The following is a 17,607-nucleotide window of genomic DNA, read 5'->3' as shown; positions in this document are numbered from 1 at the left end:
GGCTGAGCCGCGTCCGGCCTTCTCCGCCGGGCCGCCTCGCCCTGCGGGTTGCCTTGACGGTCCTCCTCACCGGGGGAACACTTCCGATTATCAGACGGTATCGCCGCACGTCGGTCTCCATGACCGGATGCTCCCCGGGGCGGTTCCGCTGGACACGCACGCTCGTCGCGGACGCCGGGCGGGGCGCGGCCGCGCCGTGCCGCCGGATCCGTCGGCACCGCACAACGCACCCCGCAGGGACACCCGGGGCCGCTGCCCGGGGTGAGGGCACGGAGGAGCGGCAATGAACCTTCCCAACAGCGATATCTTCCTCGGCGAGATCATCGGAACGGCACTCCTGGTCCTCTTCGGCGCGGGGGTCAACGCCGCCATCACGCTCAACCGGTCCAAGGCGCAAAACGCGGGCTGGATCGTCATCGCCTTCGGATGGGGCTTCGGGGTGCTCACGGGCGCCTACACCGCGGCGCCCCTTTCCGGGGGTCACATCAATCCCGCCGTGACCATCGGCATCGCCACCCAGACGGGTGAGAACTGGGACAAGGTCCCGGTCTACATCACGGGGCAGATCATCGGTGCGATCCTCGGCGCCGTGCTGGCCTGGCTGGTCTACTACGCGCAGTTCGCGCTGAACCGCGACAAGGAGACCGCGATGCCGACCCTCGGCATCTTCTCGACGATTCCGGAGGTCCGCAGCCCGGTGGCCAACCTGGTCACCGAGATCATCGCGACCGTCGCCCTGGTGCTGCCGATCCTGGCCTTCGGCCTGACCAAGGGGCTGGGCGAGTCCGGCACCGCGCTCCTCATCGTCGCGCTGCTGGTCGTCGGAATCGGCCTGTCCCTCGGCGGCCCCACCGGTTATGCCATCAACCCGGCCCGTGACCTGGGTCCCCGCATCGCCCACGCGCTGCTGCCCATCCCCAACAAGGGCACCTCCGACTGGGGGTACTCCTGGGTTCCGGTGGTGGGGCCGGTCATCGGCGGCGTCCTCGGGGCACTCGTCTACAACCTCGCCTTCTGATCCGGGCCGCGAGGACCGGGAACAAGGCCGGAGAAGGACCGGGAAAGAGCGGGAAGCACCGAGGACGACCAGCACAAGGGGACCGGAGGAACCGCCATGACGGACACCGCAGCCACCTACGTCGCCGCGATCGACCAGGGCACCACGTCGAGCCGCTGCATCATCTTCGACCACGACGGCGCGATCGTCGCCGTCGACCAGCGCGAGCACCGGCAGATCTTCCCCAAGCCCGGCTGGGTGGAGCACGACGCCACCGAGATCTGGTCCAAGGTCCAGGCCGTGGTCGCGGGAGCGCTCGCCAAGGCGGGGCTGCGCGGCCGCGATCTGAGCGCGCTGGGCATCACCAACCAGCGTGAGACGACCGTGCTGTGGGACCGCGCCACCGGCAGGCCGGTCCACAACGCCATCGTCTGGCAGGACACCCGCACCTCCGCGCTCTGCCGGGAGCTGGGCGGCGACGTGGGCCAGGACCGTTTCCGCGACCGGACCGGGCTCCCGCTGGCCAGCTACTTCTCCGGCCCGAAGGCCGCCTGGCTGCTGGAGCACGTGCCCGGGCTGCGCGAGCGCGCCGAGGCCGGCGAGATCGCCTTCGGCACGATGGACTCCTGGCTGATCTGGAACCTCACCGGCGGCACGGAGGGCGGCGTGCACGTCACGGACGTCACCAACGCCAGCCGGACGATGCTGATGAATCTGGAGACCCTCCAGTGGGACTCCTCGATCCTGGAGGCCATGGGCATCCCCGAGGCGGTGCTGCCTGAGATCCGCTCCTCGGCCGAGGTCTACGGCACGACCTCGGTGGGGACGAGCACCGGGGTGCCGGTGGCCTCCGCGCTCGGCGACCAGCAGGCGGCCATCTTCGGCCAGACCTGCTACGAGGTCGGCGACGCCAAGAACACCTACGGCACCGGCTCTTTCCTGCTGCTGAACACCGGCCACCGTCCGGTGGCGTCCAGGAGCGGACTGGTGACCACGGTGGGCTACCAGCTCGGCGGCGAGCGGCCCGTCTACTGCCTGGAGGGGTCGATCGCCATCACCGGCGCCCTGGTGCAGTGGTTCCGCGACCAGCTCGGAATCATCCGGGAGGCCGCCGAGATCGAGCCCCTGGCCGCGAGCGTGGAGGACAACGGCGGCGCGTACATCGTCCCGGCCTTCTCCGGCCTGTTCGCCCCGTACTGGCGCTCGGACGCGCGCGGCGTCGTCACCGGTCTGACCCGCTATGTCACCAAGGCGCACCTGGCACGGGCCGTGCTGGAGGCGACGAGCTGGCAGACGCGCGAGGTCGTCGACGCGATGTACCAGGACTCCGGGGTGGAGATCACCAGCCTCAAGGTGGACGGCGGCATGACCGCCAACGGGCTGCTGATGCAGCACCAGGCGGATGTGCTCGGGGTGCCGGTGATCCGGCCGGTGATCTCCGAGACCACCTGTCTGGGCGCGGCGTACGCGGCCGGTCTGGCCACCGGGGTCTGGTCGGACCTGGAGGAGCTCAAGGCGCACTGGAAGAAGGACGCCGAGTGGACTCCCCGGATGGACGCGGAGGTCCGTGAGCGGGAGCACCGCAACTGGCGCAAGGCCGTCGAGCGCAGCTTCGGCTGGGAGGAGGACGGCGACTGAGCCTCTCTCCCCGGCTGCGCCTCCCTCCCCGGCCGGGTCCGCCTCCCCGGTGGCCTCCGGCGCCCGGGAGCCGGGCCCGCCGGGCGTCGGAGACCTGGTCGTGTCAGGCCGGGGGGTACGTGGGGCCGGGGGCTCTTCCGCGGCGCCCGGGTGCGCCGGCGGTCATGGCGTGCTCCACGACCGAGGCCAGCATCTCGCGCACGGAGCCGCGGTCGCGCGCGTCGCACCGCAGGACCGGCACCGCCGCGTCCAGCCCCAGCGCGGCGCGCACCGCCTCCGTCGCAGGCCGGTGGGCGCCGTCGGAGCCGTTCACGGCCACGGCGTACGGAACGGCGTGCCGCCGAAGGCGGCCGAGTGCGCCGAGGCAGTCCTGCGGGCGGCAGGTGTCGGCGAGGAGCACCGCGCCGAGCGCCCCCTGGGCCAGTTCGTCCCACAGGGGCCCGAACCGCTCCTGACCCGGGGCCGCGAGGAGGCAGAGGGTCAGCCGTTCGCTCAGTGTGATGCGGCCGAAGTCCATGGCGACGGTGGCTGCTTTCCGCTCTCCGGGGCCCTCCGCTGCCGCCGCTCCCCACGCCCGTCCGGGTCCGCCGGCCGGAGGACGCCCCTGTGTCAGGAACTCCTCGGTGCGCAGCGGCCCGACCTCGCTGGCGGAGCCGACCAGGGTGGTCTTGCCCGCTCCCGGGCCGCCCGCCACCAGCACCTTCAGCGCCACCGGTGAGGCGGCGGCGACGCTCTCTCGGTGCTCTCGCCAGGCGCCGGAGTCCGCGAAGACCATCGGTTATTCCTCCGCATCTCGCAGTGCGGCCCGCCCTCCGCGGTGCCGCCCGTCGGAGCATGGGATCGTTCCGTACCGGCGCGGTGACGACAAGTCCCCGCGGCGGCCGGGACGTGATCAGGCCAAGTACCGCTACGGGCCAAGTACCGCCAATGGCCGTCGAGTACGGCCTGTGCCACCTCCGCGGGTCGTTTACGGCCGGTATCGCCAGGGAACTGGGCGGTATGCCTGTTTCTCAGAACGTCCGCACGGCCTTCTCCGCCGCCCGATCCGCCGTCCGTTCCGCACTTCCGGATTCCGAGCGTCCGGGACGGGTCCTGACCGCGGTGGAGAGGCTGGAGAGCACTCCGCGTCTCGACGCCGCGCTCGGACCTCTGCGGCGCGCCGTGCACGCGCTTCCGCTGGGCGGTGCGCGCGACGCCCTGCACGGCCGCTGGCTGGGCCACGCGGTGCATCCGCTGATGGTGCAGGTCCCCATCGGCACCTGGATGTCCGCCGCCGTACTCGATCTGCTGCCCGGACAGCGCCGCGGCGCCGACGTCCTGGTGGGGGTCGGCCTGGCGGCGGCCGCACCGGCCGCCCTGACGGGCTGGGTGGACTGGGCCGAGCTGCGCAAACCGCAGATGCGGGTCGGCCTGGTACACGCCGCGGCCAACGCCGCGGCCGTCGGTCTGTACTCGGCCTCGCTGGCCGCCCGCCTGCGCGACCGGCGGGCCCGGGGCCGCCTGCTGGGCTTCGCGGGACTGGCCGTGGTGAGCGCGGGAGGGGCCCTGGGCGGCCATCTGGCCTACCGGCAGGCCGCCGCCGTCAACCACGCCGAGCAGGTGCCCGCCGTGGTCGAGCCCGGCTGGCACCCCATCGGCGACATGGCCGACCTGCCGGTCGGCGAGCCGGTCCGGCGGTACGTGGGCGAGACGCCGGTGGTCGTCGTCCGCGAGACCGGCGGGCGGGTGCACGCCCTGGCCGACCGGTGCAGCCACATGGCCGGACCGCTGTCGCAGGGCACGGTCGCCGACGGGTGTGTGCGGTGCCCCTGGCACGGCAGCGTCTTCCGCCTGGCGGACGGCTGGAACGTACGGGGTCCCGCGACCTCCCCCCAGCCGGTCTTCGAGACCCGGCTGGTGGACGGCCGGGTGGAGGCACGCCTGATCCAGGATCCGGACCGGGCGCACCGCCCCGTGGCCGGATCGGCCGGACCGGCCGATCCGGCCGGCCCGGCCTGAGCAGGTCTCCCGCGGCCGCTCCGGGGACGCCCGGGGTGTCCGGAAATGGCTCAGAGCGCCCGCAGGCCGTTGATCACGTCGCGCAGTATGCGCTCGTCCGGCAGTTCGGCCGGGGGCACGGGACGGGCGACGCGGACCAGCTCGGCCTCGACGAGATCTCCGACCAGGACGCGTACGACACCCACCGGCAGGTCCAGCACGGCCGCCAGTTCGGCGACCGGCTGAGGGGCCCGGCGGCACCGGGCGACGATGTCCAGGTGCTCCGGGCCGAGTACGCCGGTGCCGCCCGCGGACCCGGCCTGCGTCTCGGCGACCACCAGCGCGACCGGGTCGATACGGCTTCCGGTCGCGCTGCGGGTGCGGCCGCGCGTCATGGCGTACGGCCGCACCACCGGTCCTGCGGCGTCGTCGAACCAACGGTCCGTCACGGCGGGCTCACCCCGCACCGGTCGCGTCGTGCCGGGGCTGTCCGGCCGGGCCCGCCGGACCGCCGGGGAACCGGTCCGGCTCACCCTTCGTCCCCCTGGTGCCCTCTCCCATACCGTGCACTGCGGTCATCGGCCGTCCCCCTCCAGTGTGTCGGTCGCGGTGCCGCGTCCTGCGAACCGGTCCCACCGTCCGAGCCGTTCCCGTCCTCCGGGGCGTCCACACCCGTACCGCCGGGGGAGTTCACGCTCTGCTGCCGACCGCGCCGCAGTCCGTGCTGGAACGAGGCCATCCGGGTGCGCGCCCGGTCGGCGTCCCCTCCCCGCTCCCGGCCCCCGCCCCGGCTCGGGTCCTGCTCCCGTTCCCGGCCCCCGTCCGGTGCCCGGCGGACGCCGGGCCGCAGTTCCCGGACGAGTCCGGTGCCGCCGCTCTCTCCGGGCGGGCGGCGGGACGGGGGCCGCGGCGCCGGATCGCCGCGGTGGTCGGCGGCGTGGCCGCGCAGCAGGGTCCCGACGTCCGCTTCTGTGCCCCTGACCTCCCCGGCGGGCGGTTCCGTTCCGTCCGGGCCTCCCCGGCCCGCCGCTATGGCGGTCCGGGCGCCGCGCAGCGGGAGGCCCGCGGCGGTCCGGGCGGGGTGCTCCCCGGTCTCCTCCTCCCCCGCCGCCACGGCGTTCCGGGAGGCGCCGGGGATCTCGGTGAGCAGCGCGCCGGGGATGAGCACGACGGCGGTGGTGCCCCCGTAGGGCGAGGGCTGCAGGGAGACTCGGACGTTCTGGCGCCGGGCGAGCCGGGAGACAACGAAAAGGCCGAGCCTGTCGGTGTCGGAGAGCCGGAAGTCGGGCGTCTCGGAGAGCCGGAGGCCGGCCTCCAGCAGCGCGTCGGGGGACATGCCCAGGCCCCGGTCGTGGATCTCCAGGGCGAAGCCGCTGGGGACCCGCTCTCCGAGCACCTGGACCGCGGTGTGCGGTGGCGAGAAAACCGTCGCGTTCTCCAGGAGTTCGGCGACGAGGTGGGTCAGGTCGGCGATGGCGGCGCCGTCGACCGCGAGCGGGGGCATCGGCCGCACATCGATGCGCTCGTAGTCCTCCACCTCGGAGACGGCGGCGCGGACGACGTCCATCAGGGGGATGGGCTTGCGCCACTGGCGGGAGGGCGTGGCGCCGGAGAGGATGACCAGCCCCTCCGCATGCCGGCGCATACGGGTGGTGAGGTGGTCGAGCCGGAAGAGGTCGGCCAGTTCTCCGGGATCCTCGGTACGCCGCTCCATCGCGTCCAGCAGGGTGAGCTGGCGGTGGAGCAGCACCTGGCTGCGGCGGGCGAGGTTGACGAAGACCTCGGAGACGCCGCGGCGCATGTCCGCCTGCCTGACGGCGGCCTCGACGGCGGCCCTCTGGAGGGTGTTGAGGGCCTGTCCGACCTGCCCGATCTCGTCGCGTCCGTACTCCAGGAGCGGCGCCTCGGTCTCCACGTCGACCTGCTCGCCCGCGGCGAGCCGCCGCATGACCCCGGGCAGCCGTATGCCCGCGGCCTCCCCCGCCTCCCTGCGCAGGGCGCCGAGGTCACGGACCAGGCCGCGGCCGATGCGCAGGGAGACGGCCACGGAGACGACGACGGCCGCGAAGCCCAGGATTCCGACGACGGCGGCGCGCAGCAGCACGGAGGCGGCCTCCGGTTCGACCCGCCGGTGGTAGCGCTCGCCGGTCTCCCCGTCCATGCGCCGCAGCTCCTCCAGTGCGGTGCCGGAGGTCTTCCGCCAGCGCTCTCCGTCGAAGGCCTCCACCGCTCCCGCGGCGCCGGCGGCGATGATCTCGTCCTCGGCCGCGCGCAGGGCCCGGCCGTCGGGGCCGGACCAGAACCTCCAGTACCTCTCCCGGTCCTCGGCGGGAAGCACCGAGAGGTGCGTGCGGTAGGTGAGTTCGCGCTCGGCCACCCGGTCGGACACGGCCCGCAGCTGCTCCCCGGTCATCCGGCCGGCGGCGAACGCGGCGGCCAGCAGGGCGTCCTGGCGGGAGAGGTACTCGCGGGCGCGGGTGAGGCCGATGAGGGCTCGGCCCTCCCTCTCCAGCCGGACGTCGTCGACGCCGCGCATGCCGGTGAGGAAGGTGTGGCACGGGTCGATGAGGGCGTTGTAAGCGTCGTAGGCGTCCTGGCGCTCGATGGCGTTGTCCGTGACCCGGGCGCGCACCTTCTCCAGCCGGTCGAGCGCGGCGAGGAGTTCGTCCAGGCGCCTGCGGGGGTCGTCGTCCAGCTCACCGCGGACCCCCTCGCCCTCGGCCCGGGAGCGCAGGGCCGCCACCGCCTCGTCGGTGGCCTGCCGACCGTCGTGCAGGGCGGTCAGGGAATCGGAGCGGCGCGGGTCGGCGAGGTGGACGAGGGTGTGGCGGCGCTCGGTCTGGAGGGCACGGACGGCTTCCTGGACCGGTTCGCCGAGCTCGCCCATGACGGCCGCGGCGTCCAGCAGCCGGTCCGCCTCACGGCCGGTGATCACAGTGGCGAACGCCCAGATCGAGGTGAGCGCCACCAGGGGGACCAGCAGCAGCGCCACGATCTTCCGCCGGATCGACTTGCCGCGAAAGCGCATGGCCTCCCCTGTGTCCATCCCGTCGAACGGGAGCATGGGTTCCCTCAGCAAACGGCGCGAGCCTACTACTGGCAACGGGTGGGCCGTGGGCGCGTCCGGGACATCGGGCCCCCGTACGGCGCCTGTCGGGCGCTGTTGTGACGCTGTGGTGTGATACGCCGGATGCCGCACGGTGCGCGGGGAACGCGCGCACGGCAGGGCACGGGGAGATGGCATGGGGCTGAGCAGGGCCGACTGGGGACCGGGTGGGTTCGATCAGTTTCGGCGGGACCGGGATGAGGATGTGATGTACGAGGAGAGTGGAGATCCCGTGGGCACCGGACCGGGGCTGCCCGACCCGGTGCGGGCGGCGGCCGTGCGCGCGGTCGTCCTGGTGGCCGTGACCCTGGTGCTGGTGATGGTCGCCGTCCTGTGCTCCCTGGCGCAGGTGTGGCTGGCCCTCCCCATGGTGCTCGCGGCGGTGGCGGGCACGGTGGTCACCACCTGGGGGGTGCTGGACGTGTGGGTCACCCGGCAGATGTGGAACCAGCGCAACGGGGTGGTCTCCACGCCGAGCAGCGTGGCGCGCGAGCGCGGCGCCTTCCGCCGAGGACACGGCTGACGGGCCCGGCGAGCCGGGCTCCCCGGACCACGGGACTCCGGGGGGAGCCCCTCACGACTCCGTTACGGAACAGGCCCGTTGTTCAGGGATCCGGCAGGGCGCACGCCCTCCTCGGGAACGATCACGCCGTCCGGGCCGGTCGCCGAGGATGTGGTGCACGGCGGACGCCCCGTCCGCACCACTGGAGGAGCCGATGAGACAGCACCCGTACCGTCCTGGCAGCCGCCCTCGTCCTCGGGCTGGCGGCGGGCCCGCTGGCCCTGCCTGCGGTGGCCCGCCCCCGCCTTCCCGCGGTGGCCGGCGCCGACGCGTTCCCCGCCTTCGACCGCTGATCCGCCCGGCGGACGGCCCGCGGGGCGGATCGGCCGGCACGCCCCGCGGCCTCAGCCGGGGGCGTCGGAGGCGCTCGCCGCTGTGGTCTCCTCGCCGGGGGCGGTGGGCGCCGGGACGGAGGGCACCGGGACGGAGGGCGGCACCTCCTGCGTCCGGCCGACGGCGTCGGGGCGGCGGAACATCCGGGTGGCGGTGATCTCGCCGTGGACCGGTTCGGACTCCGGATCCCGCCTGGGAAGCCCGGGCCGCAGGTGCTCCTCGACGCTGATGTACTTCAGCCCCGCCCTCAGGTCGGCGTCGTTGCGCAGCCGGATCACCAGGGGGAACTCCGCCAGCGCCGTGGTGTCGAACAGACCGGTGGTGTAGATGAGCTGGACGCCCAGCGCGTCGGCCACCGCGCGCTGGAGCTCCAGCAGATAGGTGGCGTTGGCCCGGCCGATGGGGTTGTCGAGGAAGAGCGTGCCCGCGTGCCGGTGCCGGTCGCGGCCCCGGTCGTTGCTGCGCAGCGCGGCCATCGTGCAGTACAGGGCAATCGCCGCGGTCAGCAGCTGGCCGCCGGAGAAGACGTCCCCCATCTGCCCGACCGGCACCCGCTCGGCGCGCAGCACCGCGTCGGGCTTGAGGATCTCCACCGACACCCCGCGCGGACGGAGGGCGGCGTGCACGCCGCGCAGCAGCAGCGTCATGCCGTCCCGGCGCAGATCGGAGTTGCGGCGCACGGCCGCCCGGGTGGCCTCGTCGATGACCTCTCCCAGCCACTCGGTGAGAGCGGCCTGGTCGGGGTCGTCGAAGCGGATGCGCAGGAACTCCTGGCCGGACCACTCCCCCAGTCCGCCGGGGAGCCTGGACAGGCGCTGCGCGGAGCGGAGGGTGGCCAGCGAGGACTCCACCAGGCCGCGCAGCCGGTCCACGATGCTGTCCCGGTTGCGCTCCAGTTGCTCCAGCTCGTCGGTCAGGACGCGCAGCCGGGGCTCGAAGGCGGCGGCCCAGGAGGCGGCGTGGTCGGGCAGGGCGGCGGCCGGGAGTTCGCGGATCTGCTGGCGGGCGGGGGTGCGCACCTGCTCGTAGCGGGTGGAGTTGGCGTGCCGTACCAGGATGTCGCTCGCCTCGCGCACGGCCGACTCGGCGGCGGTGAGGTCGGCGGCGCAGCCGCGCAGGGAGCGGCGGGCCTCGGCGGCCGCCTGCCGGGCCTGGTCGAGGGCGCCGGCGTACGGCTCGGGCCGCTCCCCCTCCTCCTCCGGGCCCGTGCCGTGCGGGTCGCGCAGCAGGTCGCGGAGCATGGCGGCCAGTTCGTCGAAGGCCCCGGCGGCGTCCTCGGCGGCGCGCTGGGCGCGCAGCAGCTCGGCGTGGGCGGCGCGGGCGGCCTCCAGTTCGCCGGTGCGGGCGGCCAGTTCGGTGTTGGCGCCGCGCAGCAGGGTCTGGGCCTGCTCCGCGTCGGCGGGGATCAGCTCCTGCGGCAGATCGGTGTAGGCCTCCCGGTCCTCGCCGGGGGCCAGGCGTTCGGCCTCGCCGCGCAGCCGGCCGAGCTGCTCGCTGGCGGCCGAGGCGCGGGACTCCAGCATCTGGACCAGGGCCTCGGCGCGGGCCGCGGCGGCCTGCCGGGAGGGGCCGTCGGCACCGTCGGGCCCCTGCAGGAGCTGGGCGGCACGGGTGCGGACCTTGTTGGTGAGCCGGTCCAGGGCCGCGCGCGCGGCGCTCTCGTCGCCCTCGGCACGCGCCTGCTCGGCGCGCAGGTCGGCGCCGACCCCGACCTTCTCGTAGAGCCGGGAGGCCGCGCGGTACGCCTCGCGCAGGGCGGGCAGGGAGGCGGGAGGGCCGGCGGACGGCGCGCCGGTGTCCGGGGTGTCGGCCGCGTCGAGCGTGTCGGGGGCGCCCGCGATCTCGGCTCGCTCGGCGCGCAGCGCGCGGGCGGTACGGCGTGCGTCGTCGGCGGCGCGCTGGGCCGCGCGCCGGTCCTCGTCGGCGGCGCGGGCTCGCTCCAGGCAGGCGCCGGCCCGGGCCTCGGCCTCGGCCGTCTCGTCGGCCAGCTCCCGCAGCCGGGCCTGCCACCTGGCGCGCTCGCGCAGCCGGAAGGCGAGTCCGGCCAGGGCGTCGGCGGAGCGGCGGGACTGCTGGGCCCCCTCCTGCCTCTCCTCGCGTACGCGGGCGGCCTCGGCGGCGCTCTCCTCGGCCTCGGCGGCGGCGGCGCGGGTCTCCTCCAGGTGCTGCCGGGCGGTCTCGGCGGCCTCGGCCGCGGCCCGGGCCCCGGCGGCCAGCTCGGCCAGGCGGCCGGGCGGGCAGCCGGTGCGCCAGGAGGCGATCCGCGCGGCCAGGGAGCGGTCGGCGGACAGCCGCGCGGCCAGGGAGCGGATCTCCTCGTCACGGGCGGTGGCGCGCTCGCGCAGCCGGCGGCGCTCGTCGTCGGCCGCGTACTCGTCGTGCATGGCCGGGTTGGGCGGCACGAGGAACACGCCGGAGCCGTCCAGGGCCCCGGCGCTCTCGCCACCGGGCGCGGGGACGGGCGCCAGCAGCGCGGCGGCGGTGCCCACGGCGACGGCCGAGCGGGGCAGCAGGGCCGCGCCCGCCAGGACTTCCCGGGCGCGGACGTGGCTTCCGGGATCGGTGATGACGACACCGTCGACCAGCTCGGGCCGGGCGGCCAGGACGGCTGCGTGGTCGGCCGGGTCCACGGACTGGGCGAGATAGCGCCAGCCGGGCAGGGCGGGGATGCCGTGCTCGCCCAGGTACTCGACGGTGGCCAGGACGTCGGGGCCGGGCGGCAGCAGCCCGCCGTCGCCGAGGGCGCCGAGGATGCGGGAGTCGTCGGCGGCGGCCGTGCGCAGGTCGAACAGCTGGCGCTCGGCGGTGGCGACCGACTCCTCCAGCAGCTCGCGCAAGGTCTCGGCGTTGCGGTCCAGTTCCTCGGCGTCCAGCGCGCCGAAGGGGCCGTGACCAAAGGGGCCGGGCTCCGGGGAGGCCGCCGACCGCTGTCCGCCCGGCAGTCCCAACAACTCGGCCAGCCGTTCCTCGGCGCCCAGGGCCTCGGCGGCGCGCCGCTCGGCGGCGTACGCGCCTCCGGCCGCCTCGGCGGCGTCCGCGGCGCGGGCCGCGGCCAGTTCGGCGCGGGAGCGGGCCGCGGCGGTCTCGCGGGCGCGGTCGGCGGCGCGCCGGGCGCTCTCGCGCGCGGTCTCCCACGCGGCGACGGCGGCCTTCTCGGCGTCGCTGGCGGCCAGGGCTGCGCGGGCCGGGTCGGCGTCGGGCGACGAGTCGTCCAGCCAGCCGGCGCGTACGGCCTCGGCCGTCTCCTGCTCGACCTCGGCCAGGCGCTGGCGCAGATGCTCGCCCTCGCTGCGGGCGCGCTGGGCCTCGGTGGCGGCGGCGGTGGCGTCGCGGTGGGCGGCCTCGCCCTCGCCCTGCAGGGCCGTGGAGCGCTCCTCCTCCTCGGCCGCGAGGTGCTCGGCCTGCTCCGCGGCGGCGTGCAGGGCGCGCACCAGGTCGGTGGCGGCCCGGGCGCGGGCGGCCAGCGCGGGGGCGGCGTCGCGCTCGGCCTCCCGGATGGCAGCGGCGACCCGGGTGGCGCGGTCGGCGGCGGCGCGGTGCGCCAGTACCGTCTCGGCCGCCTGCCAGGCGGCGTGCAGAGTGCGGGCGTCGCTCAGCTCCCGGCGCTGGGCGGCGGCGCTCCTCTCGCCGGCGGCCAGCGCGAGGGAGGCATGGCGGTAGGCGAGTTCGGCGGCGATGAGCCCGGCGCGCTCGCGTTCGCGTTCGGCCGCGGCCGCGGACCGGGCTGCGTGGTCGGCCCGCTCGGCGAGTTCGGCGGCGCGGCCGCGCTCCTCGGTGCCGCGGGCGGACAGCCGCCGGGCCAGGGCGCGGGTGCGCTGCTCGGCTCCGGCGTGGACGGCGCGGGCCCGCTCCCGGTGCCGGGCGGCCTCGTCGATGCGGCGCAGCAGGTCCAGCGACCCGGCGGTGAAGTCCTTCTCGGCGGTGAGTTCGGCGCGGCGGCCGAGCTTGTGGGCGAAGCCGTGCACCAGGTCGGCCAGCCCGTCGGTGTCGCGGGTGTCGGTGACGGCGCGCAGCAGCAGATCGGTGAAGTCGGAGTCGTTCTTGACGGCGAACAGGCCGGCGGCCTCGCCCTCGTCGGCGTTCATCTCCCGCTGGTAGCGGAAGAGTTCGGGGTCCAGGCCCAGGTGGCCCAGGTGCTCGTTCCAGCGTTCGTGGACCTCCTCCCAGACCACGTCGAGGCCCGGGTAGGCCTTGCCCGTCTCCACCAGGACGTCGCGGAAGCCCTTCATGGTACGGCGCCGGCCGCGGGCGGCGGAGGCGCCCTCGGCGACGGGCCGCAGCGCGGTGGACTCGGCCACCGGCAGGGAGTCCAGGTTCATGCCGGGGCCGGGCCGGAAGCTGTACCAGGCCTCGGCGAACTTCCGCGGGTCGCTGGAGATCTGGCGACCGCGCCACTCGCTGACCTTGCCGACGACGACGGTCTCCCCGGTGAGGGTGTGCTGCCACTCCAGGGCGACGTGCCCGCAGTCGTCGGCCAGCAGGAACTTGCGCAGCACACCGGAGCTGGCGCCGCCGAGGGTGTTGCGGTGGCCGGGCAGCATCACCGAGAAGATCAGCTTGAGCAGGACGGACTTGCCGCCGCCGTTCTCCAGGAAGAGCACGCCGGCGGGCGCGGGGCGGCGCGGCGGGCCGATCGGCTCGTCCTCGAAGAAGTCCGCCTGGGCGGGGGCGGGGCTGGGCACCGGCTCGCCGACCCCGCGCAGGTCCAGCACGGTGTCGGCGTAGCGCGCACCGGCGGGCCCGATGGAGTAGAGGCGGATCCGGGACAGCTCGTACATGGCGGCGGGGCTCTCGTTGCTCTGGCGTCTGGGGGACGGGATTCAGCTGTGGAAGGGCAGTCCGGCGTCGGCGGCCGGCTCCGGGGCGTCGGGATCGGGGGGCGGCAGCAGGGTGGCGCTGCCGTCGCCGACGGGCACCACGCCCAGCTCCAGCAGCTCGGCCATGGCGGCGCTGCCCGCCATGTCGCGCACCTGGAGCTGGTAGCGGGCGGTGGTGCGGTAGGTGCCACCGGCGTCGTCGCCGGTGCGCTGGAGGAAGCCTGAGTCGGCGAGGAAGGCGGCGGCCTTGGCGACGATCCCGGTGGTGGAGCCGGCCAGCCGGCGGGAGTCCTTGGTGGCCCCGGTGGCGCTGCGCCGGGTGTACACCCGCCAGGCGGCCTCCAGGCCGGGCGTGTCGCTGGCCGGGTCGGTGTTCTCGCCCTCCCGCTCGGCGCGTTCCTCCAGTCTCCGGCAGGCCTGGCGGACGAAGGCGTCCACGCCGTTGACGGAGATCCTGCCGACGTAGCCGTCGTCGGCCAGATCCTCGGGGCGGGGGAAGGCCAGGGCGGCGACGGCCAGGTGGGCCAGGCCGTGCAGGAAGCGGTCGGTGGAGTCGGAGGTGGCGCGGCGGGCGTAGTCGCCCATGCGCACGGCGAAGACGGAGTCCTCGGCGGCGGTGACGGCCATCCCCGCGCGCGGGGAGACCTCCAGCACGACCAGTCCGAGACCGGTGGCGACGGCGTCGGTGAGCCGGGCGAAGGCGGGCTCCTCCCGGTAGCGGCGCAGCAGTTCCGCGTACTCGGCGTCGCGGGCGGGCAGCAGCTTGGGCTGGAGGCCGAAGGAGACCAGCCGGGCGGCGTCGGCGGCGTCCGGCGGGGCGAGGACGGCGGGGCGCCGCGCGGACTCCGGTGGGACTTCCGTTCCGGGCACCCCGTGCCCGCCCGGCCCCTCACGCTCGTCGTGATCCTCGTGACCGACGTGACCGCCGTATGGGCCGTACTCGTTCACGATGCCACCTCCGTACGGTCGGCCGCCATGCCCGCGGCGTCCAGCAGGGCCGTCCCCACCACGAGGTCGGCGCCGCCGAACTCCGGGTCGTCCAGTTCCGTTCCGTCGTCCACGGCGAACAGCAGGCGCCGCTCGCCCTGCCGGTAGGCGGTGCCGACCGGCGGGCTGGCGGCGTGCACCGCCAGCAGGGCCACCAGGTAGGGCAGCTCCGGGTCGCGGCGGCGGGCCTCGGCCAGCAGGCCCGACAGCCGGCGCGGAGCGTCGGCGGGCAGCTCCAGCAGCTCCCGGGCGGCCTCCATCTGCTCCTCGCTGAACCGGCTGTCGTCGGGGGTGGCGACCAGATCCGGCTCGGGCATCTCGGCGCCCAGGTGCTCTCGGGGCACGGGCGGGGTGAGCAGCATCTCGGTCAGGTCCCCCAGGCGTACGGCCGCCGGGGCGCGCAGTCCGGTACCGCGGGCGAAGAAGGCGTCGGTGACCTTGCCGGCCCGCTCCACCGGCAGAGGCAGCAGGGGCGCCAGCAGCTGCCCGTACAGATCCAGGCCGGAGGCGGCGGCGGGCGGGGCGAAGGCCTGCCGGTCCTGCTCCGCGCGGAAGAGAGGCCCGGCCTCCAGCAGCCGTGACTGGAGCTGGGTGTGGCGCCGGATGCAGTCCTTGACGATGTCGACCAGTTCGGCGGCGCACAGCTTGTGGTCGGGGTTCTTGTCGGCCGGGGCCTCGTCCCGCGCCCTGCGGATGTTGGTGAGGATGGCGTTCTCGTGGCGGTAGCGGTCGGCGACGTGGTCGAGCGCCTCGGCGATCATGTCGGGGACGGCGTTGAGCCAGTCGACCGCGCGGACGTTGCGCCGGGTGGCCTCCAGGGTGCGGCGCAGCGTCTCGGCGTACTGCACGGTGCGGTAGCGGGCCTGCTCGGCGGCGAGCTGGGCGTCGGCGAGGCGGCCCCGGCTGACCAGCACCTCCAGCTTGACCTCGGCGGCGATCTGCGCGCTGGTGACATCGGTGTCCAGGGCGCCGACCAGGACGTTGACGGCCTCGTCGGTGGTGCGCAGGTACACGCCTCCGCCCGGCCCCGGCACCTCCTCGATCAGCTTGAAGTCGTAGTCGCGCCGCACGTACTCGCCGTCGGGGCCGAAGGTGCCGTAGACGGCGCGGAAGCCCCGGTCGACGCTGCCGACGTTGATCAGGTTCTCCAGGACCCAGCGGGCGACCCGTTCGTGCTCGGCGGCGGGCCGCCGCGGGGCCTGGGCCGCCACCCGCGGCAGCAGCCGGGCCACTATCTCCTCGTGGTCGGCGCCGGTGTCGAAGTCCATGTGCAGGGTGACCAGGTCGATGGCGGCCAGCGCCACCTCCGCCATCGAGTACGTGCCGTACTCCCCGGCCAGGTTGGCCTTGCGCGTGTCCAGGTCGTGCAGGGGCGCGGTGCAGGCCAGTGCCCGCAGACGCCGGGCCAGGCCCTCGTCGGCGGCCGGGCCTGGTGCGGGCCGCCCGGCGCCGGGGGACGATACGGATACTGCTGTGGTCACACGGCACAGATTAGGCGCTGGCACCGACAAAGATCGAAACGGCGAGTATGCGCCCGGTCCGCGCGGGCCTTGTCGGCCGGCCGGCGGCCCGGCAACCCGGCCGACAAGGCCCGCGCGGCCGGATCAGCGGGCCGGGGCGCCGTCGGAGTCGAGCCGGCCGCGCACCGCGCTCTGCACGCCCTCCTCCTCCGCCGGATCGGCGGCCAGCCGGCGCAGCCGCTCGACGACCCGGGTGTCGCCGGTGGCGGCGTGGCGGGCGGCGATCTCACGGGTGGACTCCTCGCAGTCCCACAGGCACTCGATGGCGAAGCCCGCGGCGAAGGAGGGGTCGGTGGCGGCCAGGGCGCGGGCCGCCCGGCCGCGCAGCTGGGAGGAGGAGGTCTCGCGGTAGACGTGTCGCAGAAGGGGGGCGGCGCGGTGCACGGTCAGCCGGCCGGCGCCGTCGACCAGCGGCCGCAGACCGTCGCAGTCGGGTCCTTCGGTACACACGGTGCGGCGCAGCGCGGCCAGCACCGGAGGGGCGTCCCGCTCCGTGCCGTGGCAGGCCAGCAGTGCGGCGGCCGCCGTGCCCAGGGCGTCCTCGCGCCGCGCCCACCGGCGGGCGCGGTCCAGCGCGGCGGTGCCGCGCATCCGGGCGAGGGCGTCCAGTGCGGCCCGGGCGGCGGTGCCGGAGGGGTCGCCCGCTCCGGAGGCGGCCGGGTCCGCCACGGCGGCCTCGATCAGGTCGAGCGCTGCGGGGTCGCCGCGCTCGGCGAGGTGGCGCAGGGCGACGGCGCGCGCGATGCCTGGGCCGGACCGGGCGGCGTCGAGCAGTTCGGGGCGGTCCTCGGGCCCGGCGACGGCGGCCAGGCAGCGGGCCGCGGCGGCCTCTCGGCTCCGCGGGTCGCGGTCCGCGGAGCCCCCGGGCACGGCGGATCCCGCGGTCTCGGAGGCGAGCGGTCCGCCGGCGGCGGGGTCGGAGGCGGGGTCGGCAAAGAGGATCCGGTCGCCTTCCTGTGCCCAGTCGAGCACCGCGCGCACGCTCCAGCCGGGGCGCGGCCCGGACGGCCTCATCTGGCGCTGCCAGCGGCCGAAGGAGCCCTGTTCACGGGCGTGCTCCAGGCGTTCGCCCTGTTCGGGGCGGGTCGGGTCCTCGGCCCACAGCCTCCAGGGCCTGGGCTCGAAGGCGTCGCGGACGGCCGCCGCGAGTTCGGCGTCGCCCTCGGGGGTTCGCGGGAAGCGTGCCAGGACGGCGGGGCCCAGCGGACGCAGTCCGGCGTCGTCGTCGCGGACGGCCAGCTCGTCCAGGGCCCAGCGCCAGTTGGCGCCGCGCGCGGTGTAGCGGCGCAGCAGCAGCAGCGCGCCGCGGTCTCCGTAGGAGGCCAGGTGCCCGAGGACGGAGAGGGCCAGTCCGGTGCGTTCCTCGCCGGTGTCGGTGAGGTCGTCGGGGCCGAACAGGTGCTCCTCGATGTCGTCGAGCCCGGCGTCCAGCTCCACGTGGAGCCGTGCGTAGTAGAGGGAGCGGTGCTCGAGCCGCCAGTCGCGCCGGGGGTCACAGCGCAGGCAGTGGCTCAGCGCGGCGAGCGCTTCGGCACGCGGGGCCGCGAGAGCGTGCAGCGTGCCGTCGCCGCGGCCCCTCTGGAGGAGGCCGAGCAGCGTGCCGCTGGGCGCTATGTCGGAATCGACGGAATCGGCGAACATAAGGTCAGCATCCGGTGCGGGGTGAGGGA

At 75.5% G+C, this 17,607-nt stretch carries 11 protein-coding genes; 4 read left to right on the top strand and 7 right to left on the bottom strand.

Annotated elements, in window-relative coordinates; translation table 11 throughout:
- The first annotated feature begins 283 nt into the window (after positions 1 to 283).
- Both IQ279_RS22795 and glpK read left to right on the top strand, forming a co-directional pair.
- Positions 284 to 1,018 (top strand): MIP/aquaporin family protein, encoded by a 735-nt coding sequence (locus IQ279_RS22795; RefSeq protein WP_206350989.1) that lies wholly within the window; start codon positions 284 to 286, stop codon positions 1,016 to 1,018.
- Positions 1,019 to 1,114: 96 nt separating this feature from the next.
- The gene (gene glpK / locus IQ279_RS22790) at positions 1,115 to 2,635 is read left to right on the top strand and encodes a glycerol kinase GlpK (protein ID WP_206350987.1); all 1,521 of its coding nucleotides are present in this window, start codon (positions 1,115 to 1,117) and stop codon (positions 2,633 to 2,635) included.
- A 103-nt stretch (positions 2,636 to 2,738) separates the two neighbouring features.
- On the opposite strand, the gene IQ279_RS22785 is transcribed toward glpK, so the two are convergent.
- The gene (locus IQ279_RS22785; RefSeq protein WP_206350986.1) at positions 2,739 to 3,410 is read right to left on the bottom strand and encodes a GTP-binding protein; all 672 of its coding nucleotides are present in this window, start codon (positions 3,408 to 3,410) and stop codon (positions 2,739 to 2,741) included.
- Positions 3,411 to 3,634: 224 nt separating this feature from the next.
- Here IQ279_RS22785 and IQ279_RS22780 point away from each other — a divergent pair, with 224 nt between their 5' ends.
- Complete coding sequence (locus tag IQ279_RS22780; protein WP_206350985.1) at positions 3,635 to 4,633, top strand: Rieske (2Fe-2S) protein; 999 nt, start codon at positions 3,635 to 3,637, stop codon at positions 4,631 to 4,633.
- Positions 4,634 to 4,683: 50 nt separating this feature from the next.
- Here the strand turns inward: IQ279_RS22780 and IQ279_RS22775 are convergent, their stop codons facing one another.
- Together IQ279_RS22775 and IQ279_RS22770 are read right to left on the bottom strand one after the other, a co-directional pair.
- Positions 4,684 to 5,145, bottom strand: coding sequence for a DUF742 domain-containing protein (locus IQ279_RS22775; RefSeq protein ID WP_372445215.1), 462 nt, complete (start codon positions 5,143 to 5,145; stop codon positions 4,684 to 4,686).
- Positions 5,142 to 7,640, bottom strand: a complete 2,499-nt coding sequence (locus IQ279_RS22770) for a sensor histidine kinase (protein WP_206351004.1) — start codon at positions 7,638 to 7,640, stop codon at positions 5,142 to 5,144. Before IQ279_RS22770 ends, IQ279_RS22775 begins: the two co-directional genes overlap by 4 nt.
- Positions 7,641 to 7,950: 310 nt before the next feature.
- Between IQ279_RS22770 and IQ279_RS22765 the strand changes: the two genes are divergently transcribed.
- Positions 7,951 to 8,241 (top strand): hypothetical protein, encoded by a 291-nt coding sequence (locus IQ279_RS22765; RefSeq protein ID WP_372445213.1) that lies wholly within the window; start codon positions 7,951 to 7,953, stop codon positions 8,239 to 8,241.
- A 383-nt stretch (positions 8,242 to 8,624) separates the two neighbouring features.
- Here IQ279_RS22765 and IQ279_RS22760 read toward each other — a convergent pair whose 3' ends face one another.
- From IQ279_RS22760 to IQ279_RS22745, 4 genes are all read right to left on the bottom strand, one after another.
- Complete coding sequence (locus tag IQ279_RS22760) at positions 8,625 to 13,391, bottom strand: hypothetical protein (RefSeq protein WP_206350982.1); 4,767 nt, start codon at positions 13,389 to 13,391, stop codon at positions 8,625 to 8,627.
- A 42-nt stretch (positions 13,392 to 13,433) separates the two neighbouring features.
- Complete coding sequence (locus IQ279_RS22755) at positions 13,434 to 14,300, bottom strand: hypothetical protein (RefSeq protein ID WP_307792492.1); 867 nt, start codon at positions 14,298 to 14,300, stop codon at positions 13,434 to 13,436.
- A 74-nt stretch (positions 14,301 to 14,374) separates the two neighbouring features.
- Complete coding sequence (locus tag IQ279_RS22750) at positions 14,375 to 15,898, bottom strand: hypothetical protein (RefSeq protein ID WP_307792490.1); 1,524 nt, start codon at positions 15,896 to 15,898, stop codon at positions 14,375 to 14,377.
- Between the two features lie 123 nt (positions 15,899 to 16,021).
- Entirely contained in the window at positions 16,022 to 17,578 is a 1,557-nt protein-coding gene (locus IQ279_RS22745; RefSeq protein ID WP_206350981.1) for a HEAT repeat domain-containing protein, read from the bottom strand.
- Positions 17,579 to 17,607: the final 29 nt, after the last annotated feature.

It is taken from the genome of Streptomyces verrucosisporus (assembly GCF_017114865.1).
GTDB classification, from domain to species: Bacteria; Actinomycetota; Actinomycetes; order Streptomycetales; family Streptomycetaceae; genus Streptomyces; species Streptomyces fenghuangensis.
Note: the sequence above shows the minus strand (reverse complement) of the source record. Positions and strands in the feature narration are given on the sequence as shown.